Origin of the sequence: Stenotrophomonas sp. TWI273, assembly GCF_039674765.1 — a bacterium.
GTDB lineage: Bacteria > Pseudomonadota > Gammaproteobacteria > Xanthomonadales > Xanthomonadaceae > Stenotrophomonas.
Genome location: NZ_JBDJOA010000007.1, coordinates 90,966 through 115,822, shown reverse-complemented (window position 1 = coordinate 115,822; position 24,857 = coordinate 90,966). Strand labels below are relative to the sequence as shown.

At 67.3% G+C, this 24,857-nt stretch carries 22 protein-coding genes; 12 read left to right on the top strand and 10 right to left on the bottom strand.

The window, feature by feature from the left end:
- Positions 1-7: 7 nt before the first annotated feature.
- Complete coding sequence (locus tag ABE571_RS11830) at positions 8-1,333, top strand: aminopeptidase P N-terminal domain-containing protein (protein WP_346464637.1); 1,326 nt, start codon at positions 8-10, stop codon at positions 1,331-1,333.
- 211 nt (positions 1,334-1,544) lie between these two features.
- On the opposite strand, the gene pepQ is transcribed toward ABE571_RS11830, so the two are convergent.
- The 7 genes from pepQ to rph all read right to left on the bottom strand — a co-directional run bounded on the left by pepQ (position 1,545) and on the right by rph (position 8,846).
- Positions 1,545-2,873, bottom strand: coding sequence for a Xaa-Pro dipeptidase (gene pepQ, locus ABE571_RS11825; protein ID WP_346493760.1), 1,329 nt, complete (start codon positions 2,871-2,873; stop codon positions 1,545-1,547).
- Positions 2,874-2,955: 82 nt separating this feature from the next.
- Positions 2,956-3,306: a PilZ domain-containing protein gene (locus ABE571_RS11820; protein ID WP_313209935.1), complete on the bottom strand. Its 351-nt coding sequence runs from the start codon at positions 3,304-3,306 to the stop codon at positions 2,956-2,958.
- Positions 3,303-5,756: a DUF1631 domain-containing protein gene (locus tag ABE571_RS11815; RefSeq protein WP_346493759.1), complete on the bottom strand. Its 2,454-nt coding sequence runs from the start codon at positions 5,754-5,756 to the stop codon at positions 3,303-3,305. The genes ABE571_RS11820 and ABE571_RS11815 overlap by 4 nt, the downstream gene beginning before the upstream one ends.
- Before the next feature lie 168 nt (positions 5,757-5,924).
- Entirely contained in the window at positions 5,925-7,142 is a 1,218-nt protein-coding gene (gene hemW / locus ABE571_RS11810) for a radical SAM family heme chaperone HemW (RefSeq protein WP_346493758.1), read from the bottom strand.
- Positions 7,142-7,735, bottom strand: coding sequence for an RdgB/HAM1 family non-canonical purine NTP pyrophosphatase (rdgB, locus tag ABE571_RS11805; RefSeq protein ID WP_259259267.1), 594 nt, complete (start codon positions 7,733-7,735; stop codon positions 7,142-7,144). Before rdgB ends, hemW begins: the two co-directional genes overlap by 1 nt.
- Positions 7,732-8,121, bottom strand: a complete 390-nt coding sequence (locus ABE571_RS11800; RefSeq protein ID WP_259259268.1) for a VOC family protein — start codon at positions 8,119-8,121, stop codon at positions 7,732-7,734. The genes rdgB and ABE571_RS11800 overlap by 4 nt, the downstream gene beginning before the upstream one ends.
- A complete protein-coding gene (rph, locus tag ABE571_RS11795; protein WP_123730306.1) occupies positions 8,118-8,846 on the bottom strand; it encodes a ribonuclease PH in 729 nt (242 codons plus the stop codon). Before rph ends, ABE571_RS11800 begins: the two co-directional genes overlap by 4 nt.
- A 120-nt stretch (positions 8,847-8,966) precedes the next feature.
- On the opposite strand from rph, the gene ABE571_RS11790 reads away from it, so the two are divergent.
- From ABE571_RS11790 to ABE571_RS11745, 10 genes are all read left to right on the top strand, one after another.
- A complete protein-coding gene (locus ABE571_RS11790; RefSeq protein ID WP_313209949.1) occupies positions 8,967-9,827 on the top strand; it encodes a YicC/YloC family endoribonuclease in 861 nt (286 codons plus the stop codon).
- Positions 9,824-10,489 carry a guanylate kinase gene (gene gmk, locus ABE571_RS11785; protein WP_313209951.1) on the top strand — a complete coding sequence of 222 codons (666 nt, stop codon included), beginning with the start codon at positions 9,824-9,826 and terminating at the stop codon, positions 10,487-10,489. Before ABE571_RS11790 ends, gmk begins: the two co-directional genes overlap by 4 nt.
- 112 nt (positions 10,490-10,601) lie before the next feature.
- A complete protein-coding gene (gene rpoZ / locus ABE571_RS11780) occupies positions 10,602-10,901 on the top strand; it encodes a DNA-directed RNA polymerase subunit omega (protein ID WP_005410877.1) in 300 nt (99 codons plus the stop codon).
- A 156-nt stretch (positions 10,902-11,057) separates the two neighbouring features.
- Positions 11,058-13,217, top strand: a complete 2,160-nt coding sequence (locus ABE571_RS11775) for a bifunctional (p)ppGpp synthetase/guanosine-3',5'-bis(diphosphate) 3'-pyrophosphohydrolase (RefSeq protein WP_121039451.1) — start codon at positions 11,058-11,060, stop codon at positions 13,215-13,217.
- Positions 13,218-13,756: 539 nt separating this feature from the next.
- The gene (locus ABE571_RS11770; protein ID WP_102788192.1) at positions 13,757-14,149 is read left to right on the top strand and encodes a RidA family protein; all 393 of its coding nucleotides are present in this window, start codon (positions 13,757-13,759) and stop codon (positions 14,147-14,149) included.
- A 1-nt stretch (position 14,150) separates the two neighbouring features.
- Positions 14,151-16,262: an ATP-dependent DNA helicase RecG gene (recG, locus tag ABE571_RS11765; protein WP_346493757.1), complete on the top strand. Its 2,112-nt coding sequence runs from the start codon at positions 14,151-14,153 to the stop codon at positions 16,260-16,262.
- A 211-nt stretch (positions 16,263-16,473) separates the two neighbouring features.
- The gene (locus tag ABE571_RS11760; RefSeq protein ID WP_088432679.1) at positions 16,474-17,409 is read left to right on the top strand and encodes a nucleoside hydrolase; all 936 of its coding nucleotides are present in this window, start codon (positions 16,474-16,476) and stop codon (positions 17,407-17,409) included.
- 112 nt (positions 17,410-17,521) lie between these two features.
- Positions 17,522-17,782 (top strand): type B 50S ribosomal protein L31, encoded by a 261-nt coding sequence (locus ABE571_RS11755; RefSeq protein WP_019183873.1) that lies wholly within the window; start codon positions 17,522-17,524, stop codon positions 17,780-17,782.
- Between the two features lie 316 nt (positions 17,783-18,098).
- Entirely contained in the window at positions 18,099-19,376 is a 1,278-nt protein-coding gene (locus tag ABE571_RS11750) for a citrate synthase (protein WP_313219666.1), read from the top strand.
- Between the two features lie 149 nt (positions 19,377-19,525).
- Positions 19,526-19,891 (top strand): NirD/YgiW/YdeI family stress tolerance protein, encoded by a 366-nt coding sequence (locus ABE571_RS11745; RefSeq protein WP_070471146.1) that lies wholly within the window; start codon positions 19,526-19,528, stop codon positions 19,889-19,891.
- Between the two features lie 62 nt (positions 19,892-19,953).
- On the opposite strand, the gene ABE571_RS11740 is transcribed toward ABE571_RS11745, so the two are convergent.
- On the bottom strand, positions 19,954-20,730 hold the full coding sequence (locus ABE571_RS11740) for a helix-turn-helix transcriptional regulator (protein WP_070471149.1): 777 nt from the start codon (positions 20,728-20,730) through the stop codon (positions 19,954-19,956).
- Positions 20,731-20,826: 96 nt separating this feature from the next.
- Here ABE571_RS11740 and ABE571_RS11735 point away from each other — a divergent pair, with 96 nt between their 5' ends.
- Positions 20,827-21,594, top strand: a complete 768-nt coding sequence (locus ABE571_RS11735; RefSeq protein ID WP_346493756.1) for an alpha/beta hydrolase — start codon at positions 20,827-20,829, stop codon at positions 21,592-21,594.
- Between the two features lie 18 nt (positions 21,595-21,612).
- Here the strand turns inward: ABE571_RS11735 and ABE571_RS11730 are convergent, their stop codons facing one another.
- Positions 21,613-22,260, bottom strand: a complete 648-nt coding sequence (locus ABE571_RS11730; RefSeq protein ID WP_313209970.1) for a hypothetical protein — start codon at positions 22,258-22,260, stop codon at positions 21,613-21,615.
- 165 nt (positions 22,261-22,425) lie between these two features.
- Positions 22,426-24,855, bottom strand: coding sequence for a penicillin-binding protein 1A (locus tag ABE571_RS11725; protein WP_346482845.1), 2,430 nt, complete (start codon positions 24,853-24,855; stop codon positions 22,426-22,428).
- Positions 24,856-24,857: the final 2 nt, after the last annotated feature.

The window sequence follows — 24,857 nt, the reverse complement described above, 5'->3', positions numbered from 1 at the left end:
GATGGATATCCGGCAGCTGACCGGCATCTCCGCCGCCGAATACACCCGCCGCCGCCAGCAGTTGATGGAGATGGCCGGCGATGACGCCATCCTGGTGCTGCCGGCTGCATCCGAGCGCGTGCGCAGCCTGGATACGCATTATCCGTTCCGCCAGGACTCGGATTTCTGGTACCTGAGCGGCTTCCCGGAACCGGAGGCCGTGCTGGTGCTGATCCCGGGCCGCCGCCATGGCGAGGTGATCCTGTTCTGCCGCGAGCGCGATGCGGACCGCGAAGCCTGGGACGGCGCGCGCGCTGGCCAGGAAGGTGCGGTGTCGCAGTACGGCATGGATGACGCCTACCCGATCGACGATCTGGACGACATCCTGCCCGGCCTGCTGGAAGGGCGCTCGCGGGTGTACTACCACTTCGGTCGCGATGCCGAGTTCGATCTCAAGCTGATCGGCTGGGTCAACCGGGTACGCTCGCAGGTGCGGCATGGCGCGCAGCCGCCGCATGAATTCCTTGAGCTGGGCCACCTGCTGCACGAGCAGCGGCTGTTCAAATCGACCGCGGAAATCGCCGTCATGCAGCGCGCCGCCGACATCAGCGTGCAGGCCCACCGTGCCGCGATGCACGTGGCGCGGCCGGGCATCCACGAGTACGAACTGCAGGCCGATCTGGAGCGTGTGTTCCGTGCGAATGATGCGTGTGCGGCCTACAGCAGCATCGTCGGCGCCGGTGCAAACGGCTGCATCCTGCATTACCGCGACAACAACGCGCGCTCGCACGATGGCGATCTGGTCCTGATCGATGCCGGTGCCGAGTACCGCGGCTACGCCAGTGACATCACCCGTACCTTCCCGGTCAACGGCCGCTTCAGTGCCGAGCAGCGCGCGCTGCATGACCTGGTCGGTGCGGCGCAGGCGGCGGCGCTGGCCCAGGCCCGCCCGGGCAATGCGTACGAAGCCGGCCATCTGGCCGCCGTGGAAACCCTGACCGACGGCCTGCTGCGGCTGGGCCTGCTCAAGGGCACGCTGGAAGAGAACATCGCCGAAGCGCATTACCAGCGGTTCTACCGGCACAAGACCGGGCACTGGCTCGGTCTGGACGTGCACGACGTCGGCGATTACCGGCTGGCCGGGGATTCGCGGATGCTGGAGCCGGGCATGGTGTTCACCATCGAGCCGGGCCTGTATGTCTCACCGGACGACCGCAGCGTGGAAGCGCGCTGGCGCGGTATCGGCATCCGTACCGAAGATGACGTGCTGATCACCGAGGACGGCCATCAGGTGCTCACCGCTGCACTGGCACGCAGTGCCGATGAGATTGAAGAAGAAATGGCGAAGCGCTGATCCGCTTCAGGGTAGAGCCACCCCATGGGTGGCTGCGGGGTGCGTGACGAAGGCACCGGTGGCCGTGCGGCGCATCACACCGGTAGTGCCGGCCGCTGGCCGGCTCCTCATGGAATCCAGGCATCGTGAGGAGCCGGCCAGCGGCCGGCACTACCGCGATGTCGGGATTGTCGGGGTGGTGCCGACCGTTGGTCGGCACCCGCATGTCCCCTCAGCTGGCCGCCGCGAACACCGGCCGGGTCAGGTTGTCGGCATCGCCTTCGGTGCACAGCACTTCATCCTCGATGCGGACGCCGCCATACGGACGGAAGAAGTTCACGCGGTCCCAGTTGATGCTGGCGCCGTTGCCGGCCTGCTTCACTTCGTCCAGCAGCATGTCGATGAAGTACACGCCCGGCTCGATGGTCACCACCATGCCCGGCTCCAGCGCGCGGGTCATGCGCAGGTACGGGTGGCCCTGCGGACGCTCGATGCGGCCACCGCGGTCACTGGCCGCAAAGCCGGCCACGTCATGCACCTGCAGCCCGATCAGATGGCCCAGGCCATGCGGGAAGAAGGCCGCGCTCACGCCGGTGGCCAGCGCCGCTTCCGGCGAGACGTTGAGCACGCCGAAGTCCTTGAGGATGCCCATCAGCGACAGGTGCGCGTCGATGTGCAGCTGCTTGTAATCCACGCCCGCGCGCACGCCGGCGCCCATCTGCTGCTGGGCCGCATCCACCGCATCGATCAGCGCCTGGAATTCGTCATGGCCGCTGGCCGCATAGGTGCGCGTGATATCGCTGGCATAGCCGTACGCGCTGGCGCCGGCGTCGATCAGGAAGCTGCGCAGCGGGGTCGGCGCGCTGCGGCCCAGATCGGTGTAGTGCAGCACGGCCGCGTGTTCGTTGAGGCCGATGATGTTGCCGTAGGGCAGTTCGTTGGCGTCCTGGCCGACCGCACGGCAGTACGCCATGTGGATCTCGAACTCGCTGGTGCCAGCGCGGAAGGCGGCTTCGGCGGCACGGTGGCCGCGCACGCCCAGTCGCTGCGCTTCGCGCATCAAGGCGATTTCATACGGCGTTTTGTAGCCGCGCTGCCAGTCCAGGTAATCGATGACCGGTGCGGGATTGTTCGGCACGAAGGCGCCCAGCGCACTCTGCGGCTCACCGAGGATCGCGCAGCGCGCGGCATCCTTGGGCAGCAGCGCCAGCGCCTCGTCCGGCGTGCGGATGATCTGGATATCGACATGCTCCACCCACCAGCCATTCGGCGCACCGGGCACCACGTGCCAGTAATCGAAGGGCTGATGGAAGATCAGGGTCGGGCGCTTGCCGGGGGTGTACACCAGCCAGCTGTTGGGCAGCTTGGTCAGCGGCAGCCAGGCCTTGAAGTTCGGGTTCACCGCATACGGGTAATCGCGATCATCAAAGGCCTGGTAATGCAGGGTGCCACTGGGAATCACCAGATGGTCGAAGCCGCCACGGGCCAGCGCTTCATCGGCGCGCTGGCGCATCACGCTGGCATGGTGGGAATACAGGGCGCCGAGGTCTGGCTGGTTCATGGCATGAAGCTCGCTGGCAGTGCGGAATGCAGCCCTAGATTCTGCCGCAATCCGCCAGCGGGCGCTGTGCCGGAACCGGCGCTCAGACTGCCGAAGTTTCCTCGGCGATCCATTGCCGCAGCTGCTCGCGTGATTCGCGCGCCAAGGTCAGGAAGCGGAAGCCCACCCAGGCCTGGCCCGGTGCATGGGTCTGCTCGCTCCAGAGCAGGTGCACGCCGACGTCGATCAGCAGCGGCTGACCCTGCGGGCCGGGGATGGTGAACTGCAGCTGGTACAGCGCATCGTCCTGCATCGGCACCGAGGCCAGCATCAGCATGCCGGTTTCGGAGACATTGCCGAGTCGGCCGATCACGGTCTCGGCCATCAGATCGGTCACGGGGACCAGCTCGGCCACCTGGCGACGCGGCGCGCGGCGGGTATCGGGTGTGGTCATTCGGCGCTCTCCGCAGGCGTGCCGGCCAGCGAGCGCAGGGTCCGCAGGGTGGCCTGCCAGGCACGATCAATCAGCCTGCCCTTGTCTTCGGTGACGATCCGCACCTGGCCATGGGCCATCAACCGCGACAGGGCATCCAACGAATGCTCGCCCACTTTCTGCCCACGTTGATTGACGAACAGCGCGTTATCGGTGATCAGGCTGTACCAGGACAACCGCTGCCGGCGCACGTCGCCCTGCTGGTTGGTGGTGAACTCGAACCAGGTCCCGAACGGCAGGGTGCGCAGCTGGCGATAGCAGTCGTCCTCGGCGGTGCTGCGCGCGAGTGGGGCGACCTTGCGCGGATCACTGGCATCGGCCTGTTCGCCCAGCCGGGTGCGGGCGCGCAGGCGGGCGGTGAGTTCGGTACGTGAACTGCTGTCATCCTCGCCGCCGGGCGTGGACAGGCGCCGCGCGATCGCGGCTGCTTCGTCCTGGTGATAGCCGACCTGCAGCAGAGCGGACTCGACCTGCTGGCCCAGCGCATCATCGCGCTCGGCCACGCCCGGCGCCAGGCAGGTCACCTCGGCGATCCGGGCGGTTTCCTGCTGGCGCTGCTGCCACTGCGGCGAGGTCTCGCCGTTGCGCAGCAGGGTGAGCGTGAGCACATCCGACCACGCCTGTTTCAGCAGCGCCTGCACGAAGCGCGGGGGCGCGGCCTGCGCGCACACCTGCTCGATGCTGGTGCTGGCCTGTTGCTTGGCCGCCTCCAGGCGCTCCTTGCCGCGGGCGGCTTCGACATGACGGCGCTCGGCCAGTTCGGCCTTGTGCGCCAGCGCGCGGAAGTGCTGCTGGATCTCCTCGTTGGCGGTGTCGAAGACCGCCACATCGCCGTCGTACGCGTTGACCACCTGGTCGACCGCGTGGCCGAGCTTCTGCACCAGCTGCGGATCCACATCTTCCTCGCCCAGCCAGTTGGCGCCGGCCTCGGCTACCGCATTGAGCAGCTCGCGCGCCGGGTGCTGGTCGCGCACGAAGAAGGCCGGGTCGGACAGGGCCGCGCGGGCGACCGGCACCTGCAGGCGGGTCAGCAGGTCGGCGGCCACGGCCTCGGGCCGCACCTCGCGCTGGATCTGTCCATACAGCATGTCGAGCAGGTCGAAGGTGTCGCTGTCCTTGACCGTCAATGAGGCCTGCGCGCCATGCTCGGCCCGGACCTGGGCGAGCAGCGCGTTGTGCAGGTCGGCCATGCTGCGGCGGGCGCCGCCGGGAGCGACCGCTTGGCCCTGCAGCCTGGCCAGCGTGGCGTGCACGGCTTCGGCGGGTACCGCCAGCGCGGGGAGCGCCTCGGGCGCCAGGAAGGCGTTTTCCGTGGGGGTGGCAACGGCCTGGGCCGAGGCGCCGACGGCTTGCGCGGCCAGCGCTCCGCCGCCAGGTACCGCGCCGGCCGCATGTGCCTGCCGGGCAGCCCCCAACAGCTGGTGCAGCGCTGACATCGCCGGTGCACCGAGGTCGGCGGCAGTGGGGCTGGTGGGGAGGCTCGGCGCTGACACAGACACAGACACTGACGCCGATGCCGTCGGCGAGGCCGCCGCCGCGCCACCGATGGGTGTGGTGCTGTCCGGCGCGGTGGACGCCGTGGTCAAGGCCATGGCGTGCTCGGTCATTGCTGCCCAGCCGGTGCTCGGCGCGCTGCCGTTCCAGCCGGTCAGGGGCCGCGCCGCCGCGCCGCCGCGTGCGCCGGGCAGGCCGCGCTCGGGGCCGGTGATGATCCGGCGCGTCGTGGCCGAGCGCGCCAGGTACGGGGTGTAGACCAGCCCGGGCAGGACGCCTTCGTGCCCCAACAGGATATTGGCGCGCTCCAGCAGTTCACCCAGCCGCTCCAGCAGTTGACGGTCGAACACGCGGTACAGCGCCAGCTGTGTTTCCAGGCCCAGCGCGAAGTCTTCACCCAGTTCGCGCACGATCCGGCACAGCGCCTGCGGGCCGAACGGCAGGTCATCGACATCGAAGGCCGGTCCGGCGGCGAGCACCCCGAAGCGTTGGCCGAGCAACTGCAGGGCGGTGGCCGAGCGCTGGGCTTCGCGGCGGATGATGTCCACCAGCACGATGTCGCGGTCCACGTCGGTGTCGTTGACCAGGGTCAGCGCGGTGGCCGAAACGGATACCTCGGTCGGGACGATGCGCTGGGCGTGGCGTGGGCCGCGCAAACTGGCCAGGCTCACCGCCACCGCCTCCAGGAAGCGTGGGCCGAACTGCGCGTTGACCTCATGCAGCTGGCGGGCCTGCGCGAAAATGTCGGCCTGGATCTGGCTGTTGCGCGCGCGCTCGGCATCGCGGAACAGCTCGCGCTCGAGCTCCACGATGGTCAGTTTGAGTGGCGCGGTGAGGGTCTGCACTGCCAGCCCGTGCAGCGCGGCCAGCAGGCGACGCACGCGCGGCGGCGCGGCCACGTCCGCAAAGCGGGTCATGTCGGGCTGGGACGACGAAGGTGCGGGCGCAGACATCCGATGTTCTTCCAGCTCCCCTGAGAACACGGAATCTAACGGTTTCGCCCGGTCCCTGCCAGAAGCGACAAGGTTCGAGGTTCCCGGCGCCGGCCAGCGGCCGGCATTACCGTCCGGGCAGGCGCCGCCTGCTCAGGGCAGGAACAGCTCGACCACGTCGTTGGTGAAGCGCCGGCCCAGTTCGGTTGGCATGGCGTCATCGCCGGCCACGGTCATCCAGCCCTTGGCCACGGCAATGCGCAGCGGCTCGGCGATCCGTGCCCGGTGCAGGCCGGTCCGCGATTCGAAATCCTTCAGGCTGAAGCCTTCATGCAGGCGCAGCAGGTTGAGCATGTACTCGAACGGCAGTCGCTCGGCGCTGATCACATCGTCGCCGCCGATCGAGGCTGCGGTTCCGGCAGTGTCCATGAAGGTCTGCGGATGCTTGTGCTTCCAGCGGCGCAGCACGTGTTCTTCAGCGCCGCTGCTGATCTTGCCGTGTGCACCGGCGCCGATCCCCAGGTAGTCGCCAAAGCGCCAGTAATTGAGGTTGTGCTGGCTCTGCCGGCCCGGTTTTGCGTAGGCGCTGACCTCGTACTGCGCATAGCCGGCCTCGGCCAGCATCTGCTGGCAGTGCTCCTGGATGTCCCATGCCGAATCTTCATCGGGGATGCCCTGCGGCGGCCGCGCGAAGAACACGGTGTTCGGCTCCAGGGTGAGCTGGTAGTGCGACATGTGGGTGGGCTGCAGCGCGAACGCGCGTTCCAGGTCATGCTCGGCCTGGGCCAGCGTCTGCTGCGGCAGCGCGTACATCAGGTCGATGTTGAAGTTGTCGTAGCCCGCATCCTGGGCCAGCTTCACCGCACGCTCGGCTTCGCCGCTGTCGTGGATGCGGCCCAGGCGCTTGAGCGCCTCGTCGTTGAAGGTCTGGATGCCGAAGCTGATCCGGTTCACACCGGCGGCGCGATAACGGTCGAACCGGCCGTGCTCGGCGGTGCCCGGGTTGGTCTCCAGCGTCACTTCCAGGTTCGGTGCGAAGCGCAGCCGGGCCGAGGCCGCCTGCAGGAAACGGTCGATCGCCTCCGGCGGGAACAGGCTCGGCGTGCCGCCACCGAAGAACACACTGCTCACCACCCGGCCCCAGACCAGCGGCAGATCCTGATCGAGATCGCGGATCAACGCGTCGATGTACGCCTCGAACGGCAGCTCGCCCTTGGCCGCATGCGAGTTGAAATCGCAGTACGGGCATTTGCGCACGCACCACGGCAGATGCACGTACAACGCCAGCGGCGGCGTAACCAACCGCGGAGCGTGGTCATGATCACCCGTGCAGGTTTCGCCGGGCAGGTGGGAGCAGGGGGCGTGTGCCATCACAGCAGGGCGGGCAGCTTCTGCTTGAGCAGCTGCAGGGCTTTGGCGCGGTGGCTCATCGCGTTCTTCAGGTCCGGTGCCATTTCAGCCGCGGTCTGCGCCAGCACCGGGTCCAGGAACAGCGGGTTGTAGCCGAAGCCGTGGCTGCCACGCAGCTCATCGAGGATCACGCCTTCCCAGCTGCCTTCACAGATCAGCGGCTGCGGATCATCGGCATGGCGCAGCAGCACGATCACCGCATAGAAGCGGGCGCTGCGCCGATCGGCCGGTACATCGCGCATCGCCTCGAGCAGCTTGGCGTTGTTGGCGGCATCGTTGGTCGGGCTGCCGGCATAGCGCGCGCTGTACAGGCCGGGTGCGCCGTCGAGCGCATCCACGATCAGGCCCGAATCGTCGGCCAGCGCCGGCAGGCCGGTGCTCTGGCAGGCATGGCGCGCCTTGATCAGGGCGTTCTCGACGAAGGTCAGGCCGGTTTCCGGGACGTCGCTGACGCCCAGTTCGCCCTGCGCCACGATCTCCAGCGGCAGGCCGCCGAGCATGGCCTGCAGTTCCTTCAGTTTGCCGGCGTTGCCGCTGGCCAGGACCAGTTTCATTGCTTGGGCTCCAGCAGATCCCACGTGTTGCCGTACAGATCGCGGAACACCGCGACCGTCGCGTAGACCTCCTCGCGTGGGGTTTCGAGGAAGACCACGCCACGCGCGGTCATCGCTGCGTGGTCGCGCCAGAAATCATCGGTGTTCAGGAAAAATCCGACCCGGCCACCGGTCTGGTTGCCGATCCGCGCGCGCTGTTCGTCGTTGCTGGCACGTGCCAGCAACAAGGCGGCCGCGCTGCCGTCGCCCGGCCCGACCACCACCCAGCGCTTGTCGCCCTGGTCGATGTCATCGATCAGGCTGAAGCCCAGAGCGCCGGTGTACCAGGCGATCGCCTCGTCGTAGTCGGCCACTACCAGGGTGGTCAGGGCGATACGACGGTTCATGCCTTGGCCAGGGCCGCCTGCTGCGCAGCGAACAGATCCTTGATGCCCTTTTCGGCCAGGACCAGCAGCGCATCCAGTTCATCACGGCGGAAGGCGTGGCCTTCGGCGGTGCCCTGCAGTTCGATGAAACCGCCACCGTCGTTCATCACGACGTTCATGTCGGTATCGCAGTCGCTGTCTTCGGCGTAATCCAGATCCAGCACCGGGGTGCCGCGGTACACGCCCACCGACACCGCCGCGACGGCGCCGAAGATCGGGTTGCGCTTGATGTCGCCGCGCTTGATCAGGAAGTTCACCGCATCCACCAGGGCCACGTAGGCGCCGGTGATGGCGGCGGTACGGGTGCCGCCGTCGGCCTGCAGCACGTCGCAGTCCAGGGTGATGGTGCGCTCGCCCAGCGCGCCGCGGTCGATGCAGGCGCGCAGCGTGCGGCCGATCAGGCGCTGGATTTCCAGGGTACGGCCACCCTGCTTGCCGCGGGCGGCTTCGCGGTCGTTACGGGTGTGGGTCGAACGCGGCAGCATGCCGTACTCGGCGGTCACCCAGCCTTCGCCCTTGCCACGCAGGAAGCCCGGCACGCGGTTTTCCACGCTGGCCGTGCACAGCACGCGGGTCTCGCCGAAGCTGACCAGGACCGAGCCCTCGGCGTGACGGGTGAAGGCGCGCTCGATGCGCACTTCGCGCAGCTGGTCGGCCTGGCGGCCACTGGGACGGGAATCAGTCATGCTCAAGTTCCGGTAAGACGGGGGATGCGGGGCCACGCCCGGGCCGGGGACCGGCGGGCGAGGAGGCTCTAAGGAGACCGCTAGGGTACCATTTGCACTTTGAGAGCACCGGAAACCCGCATGATTCGAAGCATGACCGCCTATGCCAACGGCGAGCGCGCCACCCGCTGGGGCACGCTGGCCTGTGAGCTGCGCTCGGTCAACCACCGGTTCCTGGAGGTCGGCGTCCGCCTGCCCGAAGAACTGCGTGCGTTGGAGCCGCACCTGCGCGAGCGCGTCGCTTCCCGCTGCAGCCGCGGAAAAATCGATCTGGTCATTCGCCTGCGCGCGCCGGAGGTCACCGGTGCACTGGTGGTCAACGATGCGCTGCTGGGCCAGCTCGGCGAGCTGGCGACCCGGCTGTCCTCGAGCTTCCCGAGCCTGCAGGTGAGCTTCACCGAACTGCTGCAGATGCCGGGTGTCATGCAGGGCGAGGCGGTCGATGCCGCCGCGCTGCATGCCGAAGCCCTGGCGCTGCTGGATACGGCGCTGGACGGCTTCGTTGCCGCGCGTGAGCGTGAAGGTGACAAGCTGGCCACCGCGATCCAGGAGCGCGTGGACAGCATCGAGCGCATTGCCGCCGAGGTCACCACCCTGATCCCGCTGATCCGCGAAGGCCAGCGCACCAAGCTGGCGGCCCGCCTGGCCGACCTGCCGCACCCGGTCGATCCCGGCCGTGCCGAACAGGAACTGGTGATGTGGCTGCAGAAGCTGGACGTGGATGAGGAGCTGGACCGCCTGGGCAGCCACATCGCCGAGATCCGCCGCGTCTTCAAGCAGCGTGAGCCGGTCGGTCGCCGCCTGGACTTCCTGCTGCAGGAGTTCAACCGCGAGGCCAACACGCTGGGCTCTAAATCGGTGGACAGCCGCACCTCCAATGCCGCCGTCGAGCTGAAGGTGCTGATCGACCAGATCCGCGAACAGGTGCAGAACATCGAATGAGCAGCCCGATCCCGCCCGTCGGCGCGCCTGCGCGCGGCACCCTGTACATCGTGGCCGCGCCTTCCGGGGCCGGCAAAAGCAGCATCGTCAACGCCACCCTGGCCCGCGACCCGCAGATCGCCCTGTCGATCTCGTTCACCTCGCGCGCCACGCGCCCGGGTGAAATCAATGGTGAGCACTACCACTTCGTCAGCGCCGAGGAATTCGAGCGGATGATCGCCGCCGGCGACTTCTTCGAACATGCCTGGGTGCATGGCGACTGGAAGGGCACCGCGCGGCAGTCGGTCGAGCCGCAGCTGTCGGCCGGCCAGGACGTGCTGCTGGAGATCGACTGGCAGGGCGCGCAGCAGGTCCGCCAGCTGGTGCCAGGCACGGTCACCGTGTTCATCCTGCCGCCGTCCAAGCAGGCGCTGCAGGACCGGATGCGCAAGCGCGGGCAGGACAGCGAGGCGGTGATCGCCCAGCGCCTGGCCGCCGCGCGTGAAGAGATGCTGCACTTCAACGACTTCGACTACGTGATCGTCAACGAGGTCTTCGAGACCGCGGTGGACGAGCTGTGTGCCATCTTCACGGCCAGCCGCCTGCGCCGGGAAGCCCAGAAGGTCCGCCACGCGGGCCTCATCCAGGCCCTGCTGACCCAGGATCCGGCCACAACCGACTGATTCTCAACGGGGTGCTAGCCGGTTGGCTTGATTTTGTCCAGCCCTGGCCGGTACAATCCATCCCCTTTCCCTCATTCGATTGAGCAGCCCTCACCGGCTGCCGGGAGCCCGCATGGCCCGCATCACCGTAGAAGATTGTCTGGAAGTCGTGAACAACCGTTTCGAACTGGTCATGATGGCGTCCAAGCGCGCCCGTCAGCTGGCCAATGGCGTCCAGGCCACCCTGGACAACAGCGAAACCGAAGACAAGCCGACCGTGCTGGCGCTGCGCGAAATTGCCGCCCGCAAGATCGACAACGCCCTGATCGACGAAGTCGAGAAGGCCGAGCGCGAGCGTGCCGAGCGTGAAGCACTGGAATGGGCCGCTGCCGAAGTCGTCGCCGACGAAGACATGTCCAAGAACGACGACTGATCGCCTCGCGCGTCCGTTGTTGTTGCTGCGAACAGCCCGCCTTTTGGCGGGCTGTTTCGTTTGTGCCGCCAGTGGCTGCGGCGGGGCCGTGTTGTTGCAGGTGAAACTCCCTGTTCAGGATTTGCCGATATCACGCCGCTGGCATAGTCTTTGAGCATGAACCCAGGCCCCACTGCCAAGGTCGCCACGCCCGCCGGCGCGGCCGTACCCGACTATGTCCTCCAGCTTGAGCGCGCAGCGCACTATCTGCCGCCCGACCAACTGCCACTGCTGCGCCGCGCCTGGGAAGTAGGCGCCGCCGCGCATGCCGGCCAGACCCGCAAGTCGGGCGAGCCCTACATCACCCATCCGGTCGCCGTGGCGCAGGTGCTGGCCGAGCTCGGCCTGGACGTGGAGGCGCTGATCGCCGCGATCCTTCACGACACCATCGAAGACACGCCGCTGACCCGCGAGGAGCTGGCCGCCGAGTTCGGCGAAGCCGTGGCCGAACTGGTCGATGGCGTCACCAAGCTGGACAAGCTGAAGTTCCGCGACCGCCAGGAGGCGGCGGCGGAGAGTTTCCGCAAGATGCTGCTGGCGATGTCGCGCGACCTGCGCGTGATCATGATCAAGCTGGCCGACCGCCTGCACAACATGCGTACGCTGGGTGCGCAAAGCCGCGAAGCGCGCGGCCGCATCGCCCGCGAAACGCTGGAAATCTACGCGCCGATCGCGCAGCGGCTGGGCATGAGCCTGGTCAAGAGCGAGCTGCAGAACCTGGGCTTCAAGGCGCTGTATCCGTGGCGCCACGCGATCCTGGAAAAGCACATCCGCAGCCAGCCGGTGGTGCGCCGGGAGGCGATGGCGCAGGTGGAAGTGCAGCTGTCCCAGCGCCTGGCCAAGGAAGGGCTGGAGCACCGGCTGGTCAGCCGCATCAAGACCCCGTGGAGCATCTACAACAAGATGCACGACGAGAACAAATCCTTCGACCAGGTGATGGATGTGTTCGGCTTCCGCCTGGTCGTGCGCAACGTGCCCAGCGCCTACCACGCGCTCGGCGCGGTGCATGCCACCTTCAAGCCGCTGGACGGGCGCTTCCGCGATTTCATCGCGATCCCCAAGGCCAACGGTTACCAGTCGCTGCACACGGTGCTGTTCGGGCCGTATGGCTCGCCGATCGAAGTGCAGATCCGCACCGAAGAAATGGACCTGATCGCCGAGCGTGGCGTGGCCGCGCACTGGACCTACAAGTTCGGCGGCGACTCGCCCAACAGCGCGCAGAGCCGCGCGCATGCCTGGATCGTGGAACTGATCGATTCCCAGCGCGCCGCCGGTTCGTCGCTGGAGTTCCTGGACAACGTCAAGGTGGACCTGTTCCCGGACGAGGTCTACCTGTTCACCCCGAAGGGCAAGATCCTGGCGCTGCCGCGCAATTCCACCGCGCTCGATTTTGCCTACGCGGTGCACACTGATGTGGGCAACATGGCCGTGGCCTCGCGCGTGGACAAGAAGCTGGTGCCGCTGCGCACCAAGCTGGTCAGTGGGCAGACGGTGGAAGTGATCACCGCGCGCTCGGCCACGCCCAAGCCGCAGTGGCTGGAGTTCGTGGTCAGTTCCAAGGCACGCACGGCGATCCGTCATCAGCTCAAGCAGCTGGAGCACGAGGACGCGGTGCAGCTGGGCCATCGGATGCTGGACCGCGCGCTGGAGGCGATGGACAGCTCGCTCGAACGCCTGCCGAAGGGGCGGCTGGATGCGTTCCTGGCCGAACACCGCTACCCGCGCCTGGAGGCCCTGCTGGCCGAAGTGGCGCTGGGCAACTGGATGCCCAACCAGGCCGCGCAGGCGCTGATGGCGTATGCGGAGCTGCGCGGTGGGGCGCATTCGAAGCATTCGCAGGAAAAGATCCTGATCAACGGCAGCGAGCGCGGGGTGGTGAGCTTCGCGAACTGTTGTCAGCCGATTCCGGGCGACGACATCATGGGCTACCACACGGCCGGCAAGGGCATCGTGGTGCACCGTCTGGACTGCCCGAACCTGGCCGAGCTGCGCAAGTCGCCGGAGCGCTGGGTGCCGATCGGATGGGATACGACGGTGTCGGGGGATTACGACACGTCGTTGATCGTGGAGGTGGAGAACGGGACCGGCGTGCTGGCGCAGTTGGCGGCGGCGATCGCGCAGAGCCATTCCAACATCGAGCGGGTGGATTATCTGGACCGCGATTTCAATGCGGCGGTGCTGGCATTCAATATCCAGGTGCGTGATCGGAACCATCTGGCGGAAGTGATGCGGCGTCTGCGGCGGTTGTCGGTGGTGCAGTCGGTTCGCCGGCAATAAACCGCGTTCCGCGCGGCGATGATGGGGCCGGGCGCTCTTGGCGCACCACCGGGGTAGAGCCGACCGTTGGTCGGCTGCTCGCACACCGCGCGGCGATGATCGGCTCGAACGCCTCTTCGCCGGGCAATGGGCACACCACCGGGGGGTAGAGCCGACCGTTGGTCGGCTGCCGTGCACCGTGCGGCGATGGTCGGCTACCGTGCACCGCGCGGCGATGATCGGCTCCAATGCCTCATCGCCGGGCAATGGGCACACCCCGGGGTAGAGCCGACCGTTGGTCGGCTGCTCGCCCCCCCGCGCGGCGATGATCGATATGGTCGGCCAGCCGACCAATCGTCTTCGTCATTTTCCGGCCAGCCGACCAACGGTCTTCGTCATTTTCCGGCCAGCCGACCAATCGTCTTCGTCATTCTCCGGCCAGCCGACCAACGGTCGGCTCTACCAGAGATTGCGGCTTCGATTGCGGCTTCGGATGCTTCTCGGGGAGGGCGAGTCCGGCGGTACAATGGTGGGCCCATTTTTGTCCCCCTGGAGCTTCCATGTCCCGTCAGATCATTACCAGTGCCAAGGCCCCGGCGGCCATCGGTCCGTATTCGCAGGCTGTGCGCGCGGGCAATACCGTGTATTTCTCGGGCCAGATTCCGCTGGATCCGGCCACCGGTGACATCGTGGGTGCAGGCGATATCGAGGCGCAGGCGCGTCGTGCGTTCGACAACCTGAAGGCCGTGGCCGAAGAGGCCGGTGGCTCGTTGGATCAGATCGTGCGCCTGGGCCTGTACCTGACCGATCTGGGCGAGTTCGCCAAGGTCAATGCGGTCATGCAGGATTACTTCAAGGCGCCGTTCCCGGCACGTTCGACCATCGAAGTGGCGGGTCTGCCGAAGGCTGCCAACTTTGAAGTCGATGCGGTGATGGTGCTCGACCAGGCCTGACGTGGCGCGGTCACGGGCTCCTGCACCGGCGCTGGCCGCGGCCGGGGAGGCATCGTTGTCGATGCTCTCCGGTATCGGGCCGGCGGTGGCGATCAAGCTGGCCGCCCGTGGCCTGTCGTCGCTGCAGGATCTGTGGCTGCATCTGCCACTGCGCTATGAAGACCGTACCCGGCTGACCACCATTGCCCAGTTGCAGCCGGGGCTGGCGGCGCAGGTGGAGGGGCGGGTGAGTGCGGTGGAGCGCGGGTTCCGCTATCGGCCGGTGCTCAAGGTCGCGATCGAGGATGATTCGTACGGCACGCTGGTGCTGCGTTTCTTCCATTTCCGTGCCCAGCAGGTCGCGCAGTTTGCCGTGGGCACGCGCATCCGCTGCTACGGCACCGCCAAGCCTGGCCATCACGGGCTGGAGATCGTCCATCCCAGTTACCGGGTGATGGGCGGCAATGAGGATGACGAGCTGGGCGACAGCCTCGATCCGGTCTATCCGGCAGTCGAGGGGGTCGGGCCGGCGACGATGCGTAAGTTCATCGGCCTGGCGCTGGACAGGCTGCCGGAAGAATCCACGCTGGAACTGCTGCCAGCCGGTTGGTTGTCGGGGCTGGGGTTGCCCTCGCTGCGCAGTGCGCTGTTGACCGTGCACCGGCCACCGCCGGACGCCGATCTGGTGGCGCTGGCCGCGGGCCGGCATCCGGCGCAACGCCGGTTGGCCCTCGAAGAACTGCTGGCGCACCACTTGAGTCTGCGCCGTCAGCGCATGGCGTTGCAGGCGCATCACGCGCCATCGCTGCGCGGGCAGGGTGCCTTGGTGGCGCAGTTGCGCGACAGCCTGCCGTTCCAGCTGACCGGTGCGCAGCAGCGCGTGTTCGAGCAGATCCGCAAGGACCTGGCCAAGGCGCATCCGATGCTGCGGCTGGTGCAGGGCGATGTCGGCTCGGGCAAGACCGTGGTGGCTGCGTTGGCGGCGATGCTGGCGGTGGAGCGGGGCAAACAGGTCGCATTGGCCGCACCCACCGAGCTGCTCGCCGAGCAGCACATGAACAATCTGCGCGCCTGGCTGGAGCCGCTGGGCGTGCGCACGGCGTGGCTGGCCGGCAAGGTCACCGGCAAGGCGCGCGCCAAGGTGTTGGCCGAGGTCGCCTCCGGCGAGGCGCAGGTGGTGGTCGGTACGCACGCGCTGATGCAGGACAGTGTGGTGTTCAAGGACCTGGCATTGGCCATCGTCGATGAGCAGCACCGCTTCGGTGTGCACCAGCGGCTGGCGCTGCGCGACAAGGGGGCGGATGGGCGCAGCGTGCCGCACCAGCTGGTGATGACCGCGACACCGATTCCGCGCACCCTGGCGATGTCCGAATACGCCGATCTGGATGTCTCGGCGATCGACGAACTGCCGCCCGGACGCACGCCGGTACAGACCGTGGCACTCAACAATGATCGCCGGCCGGAGTTGATCGAGCGCATCGCGGTCGCGTGCCGCGAAGGTCAGCAGGTGTACTGGGTCTGCACGCTGATCGAGGAAAGCGAAGAGCTCGATGCCACGCCGGCGCAGGCCACGTTCGAATCGCTGCAGGCGCTGCTGCCGGGCGTGCGCGTGGGGCTGGTGCACGGGCGGCTGAAGGCGAGTGAGAAACTTGCCACGATGGTCGCCTTCAAGGCCGGCCAAATCGATCTGCTGGTGGCCACCACGGTGATCGAGGTCGGCGTGGACGTGCCCAATGCCTCGTTGATGATCATCGAGAACGCCGAGCGTCTCGGCCTGGCCCAGCTCCACCAGCTGCGCGGCCGGGTAGGGCGCGGCTCGGCGGTCTCGCGGTGCGTGCTGCTGTATCAGGCGCCGTTGTCGACCATGGCGCGCGAGCGGCTGGAAACGATGCGGCAGACCAACGATGGCTTCCTGATCGCCGAGAAGGATCTGGAGCTGCGCGGCCCGGGCGAACTGCTGGGCACACGACAGACCGGCCTGGCCGGCTTCAGGATGGCCGATCTGGCCCGCGATGCGGATCTGTTGCCCGGCGTGCACGCGCTTGCCGAGCGGCTGCTGGCGGAGGCGCCGGACGTGGCCGACCAGGTCGTGCGGCGCTGGATCGGCACGGCCGTGCGGTACGCGTCGGCATAGTCCGCCGCCAGGCGGATACCGGGGGACATTCGCAGACAGGCCTGCCTGCCGCGGAGTGGCCCATCCGACTGCGAGGAAACCAAGCGAAGCAGCAGCCACGCACATCTGCTGCCGATAAGCCTTCTGGCTACCATGAGGAGCAGGCGGGCACCGCCTTGTATTTGTCATGACAGGGTGCGAAAGTCCCTTGCCGATTATCAAGACGGCAACGATGAGCAAGAAGATTCCGCTGTTGATCGACACCGACCCCGGTGTCGATGATGCCCTGGCGCTGTTGATGGCCTTTGCCGATGAGCGCCACGATATCGTTGGCCTGACCATCGCCGCCGGCAACGTAGGCCTGGACCACACGGTCCGCAATGCCCTGAAGCTGTGCGAAGTGGCTGGCCGTGACGACGTGCCGGTCTACGCCGGTACCGCCGACCCGCTGCTGCACCCCTCCGTCGATGCCGCCCATGTGCACGGCGCCGATGGCTTTGGCGATGTGAACCTGCCGGCCGCCAAGCGCCAGGCCGAGGCCGAGCACGCCGCGCTGGCGATCCTGCGCCTGTCGCACGAATACGCCGGTGAGCTGTTCCTGGTTGCACTCGGCCCGCTGACCAACCTGGCGCTGGCCCTGAAGCTCGACCCGACCCTGCCGCAGCGCGTGAAGCGCTTCCTGGTCATGGGCGGGGCGGTGACCTGCCACGGCAACATCACCCCGGCCGCCGAGTTCAACATCGCCTTCGATCCGGAGGCGGCGCACATCGTGTTCACCGGCTTCCCGCACATCGAAGTGGCCGATTGGGAGGCCACCGTCGCCCACGGCCTGCTGCATGCCGACGTCGAGCAGTGGCTGGCGGCCGATAGCGACAAGGCCCGTTTCTACGAACTGATCTCGCGCCAGACCCGCCTGTGGTCCGAAGACAGCCGTGGCGAGCGCTGGTACGCCGCCGATGCCCTGGCGATGGCCTGGGCGCTGCAGCCGGAAGGCGCGTTGCGGGTCGAATCCCGTCCGCTGAACGTGGAACTGGCCGGTGTGCACAGTCGGGGTGCTACCATTGTCGACTGGAACCGCCAGACCGGGCAGCCTGACAACACTCAGCTGCTGATGGCCTACGACCAGGGTCGCTTCGAGGCCCAGGTGAGGGCGGCACTCGGCGTCTGATGACGCCGCTGCGGCGGACCTTTCGCACGGTTGATGGACCCGGCTTGCCCTTTGCGGCGGCCGGGACTATAATGCCGCTCTTGACCACCAGCCCTTATTACGGTGCGCGCCCATGAAGGCCGATATTCATCCTGCTTACCGCGACGTGGTTTTCCACGACGTTACCTCTGATTTCAAGATCCTGACCCGTTCGACCATGTCCACCAAGGACACGATCAAGTGGGAAGACGGCAACGAGTATCCGCTCGTCAAGGTTGAAATCTCCTCGGCTTCGCATCCGTTCTACACGGGCAAGCACAAGGTGATCGACACCAGCGGCCGTATCGACAAGTTCCAGAAGCGTTTCGGCAAGCCGGCGCCGACCGCGGCCTGATCTGTCGACGCAGCTGCTTGAAAACAACGGTCGCCTTGGCGGCCGTTGTTTTTTGTTGTTCCCGGTTTGCTGAACGCCAGGTGAGGCCCGCATGCCCCGCCGACGGAACGCTGTGTCCGTGCGTTGGCGCGAGCCCTTGCGCGCGCTGGGATAGCGCCTGCGGCGCGGTCCGGAACCTGCGTCTACGACTTCCGTCCTAGGGCGTCGAAAATGTTGCTGTGCGATAATGGCGGGATCCACGATAACGATCGTGGACTTCCTTCACGTGCCTGACCCATGCGCTTGGGCGGGCGCCTTCCCTCGAGGAGCGCACACAGTGTCCGATCTTGATCAGGTCACGCTCAACGCCGGCGACACGTCGGTTGTTCTGCCAGTCATCAAACCCACGCTCGGCAACGATTGCGTCGATATCTCGAAGCTGACCAAGGAAACCGGTCTCTTCACGTACGACTCCGGCTTCACCGCCACCGCCAGCTGCAAGTCCGCCATCACCTATATCGACGGTGACAAGGGCGTGCTGCTGTATCGCGGCTATCCCATCGAGCAGCTCTCGGAAAAGTCGAGCTACGTCGAAGTGGCCTACCTGCTGATCAACGGCGAGCGTCCGAGCGCCGAGCAGCTGAAGGCCTTCACCGACGAGCTGGCGGCCGAAGCCGATGTGGATCCGTCGATCAACACGCTGATCGGCAGCTTCGCCAAGGATGCCCATCCGATGGCCATCCTGACCGCCGCCATCGCGCAGCTGTCGGGCATCTACCACGCCTCGCTGGACCTGTCCGACGCCGAACAGCGTCGTCATGCCGCGGTGCGCCTGATCGCCAAGGTGCCGACCCTGTCGGCCCTGATCTACCGCCACGGCAAGGGCCTGCCGGCCAACAAGCCGGACACCTCGCTGGATTACGTCAGCCGCTTCCTGAAGCAGACCTTCGAGTCGGCCGATGGCCAGTACGAGCTGAACCAGGACGTGGTCAAGGCGCTGGATCTGCTGTTCATCCTGCACGCCGATCATGAGCAGAACGCCTCGACCTCGACCGTGCGTCTGGTCGGTTCGACGGGTGCCAACCCGTACGCGTCGGTCGCCGCTGGCGTCACCGCGCTGTGGGGTCCGGCCCACGGCGGTGCCAACGAAGCCGTGCTGAAGATGCTCGAAGAGATCGGTTCGGCCGACAACGTCGAGTCCGCCGTGCTCAAGGCCAAGGACAAGACCTCCGGCTTCCGCCTGATGGGCTTTGGCCACCGCGTGTACAAGAACTTCGACCCGCGCGCCAAGGTCATCGGTGTGATGACCGGCAAGGTGCTGGAACAGCTGGGCGTGCAGGATCCGCTGCTGGACGTGGCCGTCAAGCTGGAGCAGGCCGCGCTGCAGGATGACTACTTCGTCGCCCGCAAGCTGTACCCGAACGTCGATTTCTACAGCGGCATCATCTACAAGGCGCTGCAGATCCCGACCGAAATGTTCACCGTCATGTTCGCCCTCGGCCGTACCTCCGGCTGGGTGGCCCATTGGCTGGAACAGCAGGTCGATCCGGAAATGAAGATCGGCCGTCCGCGCCAGGTCTACACCGGCAGCGACGTGCGCGACTACCAGGGCTGATCGCCCCGGCAGGTTGTGATGAAAACGCCCCGCACTGCGGGGCGTTTTTTTTGGGCGCCGCCGGTCACCTCTTTTCGTACTTCTTGCATGGGCCTCACTTCGATCGAGGTACAACCTTGGCGGTCACCCTCACGCCCATGGAGTCCCTCATGAATCGTCTGATCGCCGTAGTCCTCATCGCCGCACCGCTGAGCGTGGTCAGCGCCGGCGCACATGCCCAGTACACCGGCCCTGGCGCAACCAGCGCGGTCACCACCGTCGCCGAAGCACGCGACCAGCGCGATGACCAGCCCGTCGTACTGCAGGGCACGCTGATCGCCAAGATCGGCCACGAACGCTATCGCTTCAAGGATGCCACCGGCGAGATCGACGTCGAGATCGATGACAAGGATCTGCCCGACCGGCAGCCCGTCAGCGCGACGACCGTGGTGGAGCTGCAGGGAGAAGTCGATACGCATCGCTTCAAGCCCACCGATATCGATGTGGAGCATGTGCGGATCATCGGCACGCGCTGATTCTCCTGCACCGTCGGATGCCCCGCATTGCGGGGCGTTTGGCGTTCAGCGCATGGTGATCGTCAGCGTGCTTCCGCGTAACGGCTGGGCGATTCCCCCAGCACGCGGCGGAACGCCGACGAAAACGCGCTTGGGCTGGCGTATCCCAGATCCAGTGCGATCCGCGTGACCGGCTGCCCGGCACCCAGGCGTTCGATCGCGGCGAGCAGGCACACCTGCTGGCGCCATTCGGCAAAGCCCACCCCGGTGTCCGCGCGGAACTGGCGGGTGAACGTGCGCCGGCTCATGCCCGCCTCGGCGGCGACCTCATCGAGCGAGGCGGCGATCGAGGGCGCATCGAACAGCTGCTGGCAGGTGCGCACAAGGCGCGGGTCGCGGGGCAGCGGTGCATGCAGTGACAGGCGTGGCATCGCGGCGATCTCCGCGACCAGCAGCTGCATCAGCCGACCGCCGCGACCGTCCAGGTCGTACATCGCCGGCAGGTCGACCGCATCGTCCATCAGGTGCCGCAGCAGCGCCGATACGGCATACACGCCGCAGCGCGCAGGCAACCGGACCGCCGCCACTTCGTCCGCTGCCACGAACACATTGAGCATCGTGACCGGGCCACGCATCGCCATGGCGTGGGCGACGCCTGCGGGCACCCAGCAGGCACGCTGCGGTGGTACCAGCCAGCGTCCCTCGGGTGTGGTGAGGCTGATGGTGCCGCGCGAGGCAAACGCGAACTGACCGCGCCGGTGCGCGTGATCGGGGAAGACGGATCCGGCGGCGTAGTCGTTGGCGGTGACCACCACGGCGCGAGGTAGATCTTCAAAGGGATCGAGCAGGGTATTGCGCATGGCCCGGATTCTATCGCCATCGGCCTGATATCGACGGCGGGCCACGCGCAGTCGACCTAACATCGCGGCCCGACCTCACGTCCGCACGGTGCAGCCATGCCCACTACTACCTTTCATCGCGTCGGCACTGGCGCCCATCCTGTCCTGGTCCTGCATGGCTGGTTTGGTGACGCCCACGCCTTCGAACCGATCGAGCCATGGCTGTCCGGCGAGGCGTTCAGCTACCTCTTCATGGATTGCCGCGGCTACGGTGGCATGCGCGGGGTGCCCGGTGACTACACGATCGACGAGATCGCCAATGACGCGCTGACCTTGGCCGACACGCTGGGCATCGCGACCTTCAGCCTGGTCGGGCATTCGATGGGTGGCATGGCCATCGAGCGGATCGCGGTGCTCGCCCCGGATCGCGTGCGCGCGCTGGTCGCCGTGGCACCCGTGCCGTGCGGTGGCATCGCCTACGATTCGCCCGCGCGGCAGGTGCTTGAAGCGGCCGCAGGCAGCGTGAGCATCCGTCGGGGCATCATCGATCGCAGCACCGGAGGGCGGTTGCCCGCCGCGTGGCTGGACTGGAAGGCGCAGTACTCGATGGCGCACGCGTCGCCGGAGGCATTCGCGGCGTACCTCCCGGCCTGGGCGGACACGGACTTCAGCATGGAGATCATCGGCCGACATCCGGTGAAGGTGCTGATCGGTGAGCATGATCCCGTGTTCAACGCGGCCCTCATGGACAGGACCTACCTGCACCGTTATCGGCAGGCGACCCTGGAGGTGCTGGAGGATGCGGGTCACTACCCGATGAACGAAACGCCGCTGGCCCTGGTCGCGGCGATCGAGCGCTTTCTGGTCACGTTCGCCGAGGCCTGAAGGAGGCCGGGCGTCGTTTCAGCGACCGCCCAGATAACCCTCGATCTCGCCGTCCGCCAGCAGCTCACGCAGCTGCGTGGCCGACGCGCGCCGCATCGGCTTCTCGTCGATCGCCGACAGCGGCGGCTGGCGCAGGCCGTCATACGGCAGCACGGCGATGTCGAAGGTCAGGTCTTCGGCGCTGAACACCCAGACCGGCGCATCCAGGCTGCGCTCGCGGTCCAGCCGCAGCCGGCGCGTCCGTGATTCGGCCGGAATGCCGTGCTCATCGAGATAGCGCTGCACGGCATCGGCATCGTCGCTGTGCACCTGCAGCTGCACGGGGCTGTTGGCGTCTGCGGTGCCTTCCAGTACCGGGCCACACAGGCGGGGTGAGAAACCCTGCAGAAAGTCCATCGCCCGCAGGGCGGCCTCGCGGCGCTGGCGCAACTGCGCGCCATGGTCGGCACCGGCGAACAGGCGCTGGTACTCGCGCAGGGCATCTTCGATCTCGGTGTTGCGGGGCAGGGAGGCATCATCGTGGATGCCGAGCCGGGTGGCGGCCTTGAGCTTGGCCTGGTGATAGTCGCGGATGCCGCCCTCGGCCATCAGCCGGGCGGCTTCGTGCGCCAGCTGGTGGCGGCGCTCACGGGTCTGCGTGGCTGCATGCTGGCGGGCTCGATGCATGACCGATACTCCTTGGCGACCTGCACGGCAATGTACACCGGCGATGTGACAGGCGGGTAGAGCCACCCCATGGGTGGCTGTGCCTGCGATCAGGGCTTGCGTGCAGCCACCCATGGGGTGGCTCTACCGGGGCGATGGGGCGCCGGGCGGACCCGGCGCATGCGGTCAGAAGATATCGAACGCGGCGTCGTCGGCCTGCGGCGCATGGCTGTTGAAGTCGTACTCCTCCAGCTTCTCCATGTCCTCCACCTTGACCCACTCGGTTGCGCCGTTGAGGGTGGCCTGGACCATGCCCGAGGGCGGCTCGTTCTGCGCGATCGGGGTGTCCTTGAGCGCAACGCGCATGTACTCGATCCAGATCGGCAGGGCAGCGCGGCCGCCGTACTCGCGGTAGCCGAGCGAGCGGAAGTCATCGCGGCCGACCCACACCGTGGTCGCGTAGGGGCCACCGAAACCGGAGAACCACGCATCACGGTGATCGTTGGTCGAGCCGGTCTTGCCGCCGACGTCCTCGCGGCCGAGCACCTTGGCCGCGGTGCCGGTGCCGCGCTGGACCACGTCGCGCATCATCGAGTTGAGCTGGTATGCGGTACGCGCATCGATCGCGCGCGGGGCGACCTTGGCATCCGGGTTCACCGGCACCGGCGTTTCGGTGGCGGCGGTGGACGTAGCCTGCTGCGGCTTGGCCGGCGCGGCATTGGCCGCCGGCGCGGAGCCGAAGTTGAAGCCATCCACCACCTGGCTGACCGGCACCCCGCTGGTGCCGGCGCAGTCGCGGCAGGCGATGGCCGGGTTTTCCTTGAAGACTTCCACGCCGTCGCGGTCGGTCACCCGGTCGATCAGCCAGGTGTCCACGCGCGAGCCGCCGTTGGCGAACACCGCGTAACCGCGGGCCACCGAGAGCGGCGTCAGCGATGCGGTGCCCAGCGACATCGACAGGTTCGGCGGCAGCTCGGCCTCGGCGAAGCCGAACTCGCTGATGTACTTGCGCGCGTAATCCACGCCCATGCCATCGAGCAGCCGCACCGAGACCAGGTTGCGCGACTGCACCAGCGCTTCACGCAGGCGCATCGGGCCGCGGAAACCGCCGCCGTCGTTCTGCGGCGACCAGGTCTTGCCGCGGCGGTCGCGGAACACGACCGGCGCATCGAGCACGATCGAGGCCGGGTTGAAGCCCTTGTCGAAGGCGGCCGCGTAGATGAAGGGCTTGAAACTCGAGCCCGGCTGGCGACGCGCCTGGGTGGCACGGTTGAACTTGTTGCCGGAGAAGCTGAAGCCGCCCACCAGTGCCTTCAGTGCGCCGTTTTCAGCGTCCAGCGAGACCAGCGCGGCCTGGCCGCGCGGGATCTGGTCGAGCAGCCACTCGCCTTCCTTCTCGCCGGCGCGCACGCGCACGATGTCGCCGCGGGTGACCAGCTTGGCCGGCGTCTTGTTGGTCCAGCGGGCGGCGCTGGCCGGCAGCACCACTTCGCTGCGGTTGCCCAGCACCACGGTCGCGCTGCCATCGGCAGCGGTGGCTGCCACGATCGCCGGCAGCAGGCCGGTCTGTGCCGGAATGCCGGACAGCTTGGTGGCCAGCGCGGCGGCATCGGCATCGGCCGGCACCTCCACGTGCTGCTCCACGCCGTGCCAGCCGTGGCGGTGGTCGTAGGCCAGCAGGCCATCGCGCACCGACAGGTTGGCCGCGGTCTGCAGCTCGGCGTTGATCGTGGTGGTCACGTGGTAACCCTTGTTGACCACGTCGCCGCCGAAGCGGGCGATCATTTCCTGGCGCACCAGCTCGGCCACGTAAGGCGCTTCGACCTGCACCGGCGGCTCGTGCGCGGTGGCATGCATCGGCACGGCCTTGGCCGCGTCGGCCTCGGCCTGGGAGACGAAGCCCAGGCTGGCCATGCGCTGCAGCACATAGAAGTCACGGCGCTCGCGGGCACGCTCGGGATTGCTGATCGGGTTGCCCGAGGAGGGGAACTTGGGGATGCCGGCCAGCGAGGCCATCTCATCCAGGTCCAGCTCCCCCAGCTTCTTGCCGTAATAGAACTCGGCCGCGGCGGCCACGCCGTAGGCGCGGTTGCCGAAGAAACTCTTGTTCAGGTACAGCTCGAAGATCTCGTCCTTGCTCAGCTCGCTCTCGATCTTGCGTGCCAGCAGGATCTCGGCCAGCTTGCGGGTGTAGCTGTATTCCGAGCTCAGGAAGAACTGGCGGGCGACCTGCTGGGTGATGGTCGAGCCACCGGGCACGCGCCTGTCATTGGTGGTGGCCAGCAGCCAGACCGCGCGGCCGATGCCCTTGTAGTCCACGCCGCCATGCTCGTAGAAGCGGGCATCCTCGGTGGCGAGGAACGCCTGCTTGAGGCGCTCGGGGACGTCCTTCATGGTGATGGGGGTGCGCCGGGTTTCCCCGAACACCGCCATCAACTTGCCATCGCTGGCATAGACGTACATGGGCTCCTGCATCTCCACGTCGCGCAGGGTCTGCACGTCCGGAAGCTTGGAGGAGACGGCGTAATACAGGCCACCGGCAACCGCGGCGCCGATCAATGCCAGGACCAGGAACGCGACCAGCATCCAGCGCAGCCAACGGCGAAGACGTGTCATCA

Bases quoted from the DNA above. Each gene is read 5' to 3' on its own strand.
- ABE571_RS11735 (WP_346493756.1), top strand. From the start codon at position 20,827: ATGCCCACTACTACCTTTCATCGCGTCGGCACTGGCGCCCATCCTGTC.
- ABE571_RS11745 (WP_070471146.1), top strand. From the start codon at position 19,526: ATGAATCGTCTGATCGCCGTAGTCCTCATCGCCGCACCGCTGAGCGTG.
- rdgB (WP_259259267.1), bottom strand. From the start codon at position 7,735: ATGAAACTGGTCCTGGCCAGCGGCAACGCCGGCAAACTGAAGGAACTG.
- ABE571_RS11775 (WP_121039451.1), top strand. From the start codon at position 11,058: ATGAACCCAGGCCCCACTGCCAAGGTCGCCACGCCCGCCGGCGCGGCC.
- ABE571_RS11730 (WP_313209970.1), bottom strand. From the start codon at position 22,260: ATGCATCGAGCCCGCCAGCATGCAGCCACGCAGACCCGTGAGCGCCGC.
- hemW (WP_346493758.1), bottom strand. From the start codon at position 7,142: ATGGCACACGCCCCCTGCTCCCACCTGCCCGGCGAAACCTGCACGGGT.
- ABE571_RS11815 (WP_346493759.1), bottom strand. From the start codon at position 5,756: ATGACCCGCTTTGCGGACGTGGCCGCGCCGCCGCGCGTGCGTCGCCTG.
- rpoZ (WP_005410877.1), top strand. From the start codon at position 10,602: ATGGCCCGCATCACCGTAGAAGATTGTCTGGAAGTCGTGAACAACCGT.
- ABE571_RS11820 (WP_313209935.1), bottom strand. From the start codon at position 3,306: ATGACCACACCCGATACCCGCCGCGCGCCGCGTCGCCAGGTGGCCGAG.
- ABE571_RS11760 (WP_088432679.1), top strand. From the start codon at position 16,474: ATGAGCAAGAAGATTCCGCTGTTGATCGACACCGACCCCGGTGTCGAT.
- ABE571_RS11800 (WP_259259268.1), bottom strand. From the start codon at position 8,121: ATGAACCGTCGTATCGCCCTGACCACCCTGGTAGTGGCCGACTACGAC.
- ABE571_RS11725 (WP_346482845.1), bottom strand. From the start codon at position 24,855: ATGACACGTCTTCGCCGTTGGCTGCGCTGGATGCTGGTCGCGTTCCTG.
- ABE571_RS11755 (WP_019183873.1), top strand. From the start codon at position 17,522: ATGAAGGCCGATATTCATCCTGCTTACCGCGACGTGGTTTTCCACGAC.
- rph (WP_123730306.1), bottom strand. From the start codon at position 8,846: ATGACTGATTCCCGTCCCAGTGGCCGCCAGGCCGACCAGCTGCGCGAA.
- ABE571_RS11740 (WP_070471149.1), bottom strand. From the start codon at position 20,730: ATGCGCAATACCCTGCTCGATCCCTTTGAAGATCTACCTCGCGCCGTG.
- ABE571_RS11770 (WP_102788192.1), top strand. From the start codon at position 13,757: ATGTCCCGTCAGATCATTACCAGTGCCAAGGCCCCGGCGGCCATCGGT.
- gmk (WP_313209951.1), top strand. From the start codon at position 9,824: ATGAGCAGCCCGATCCCGCCCGTCGGCGCGCCTGCGCGCGGCACCCTG.
- ABE571_RS11790 (WP_313209949.1), top strand. From the start codon at position 8,967: ATGATTCGAAGCATGACCGCCTATGCCAACGGCGAGCGCGCCACCCGC.
- pepQ (WP_346493760.1), bottom strand. From the start codon at position 2,873: ATGAACCAGCCAGACCTCGGCGCCCTGTATTCCCACCATGCCAGCGTG.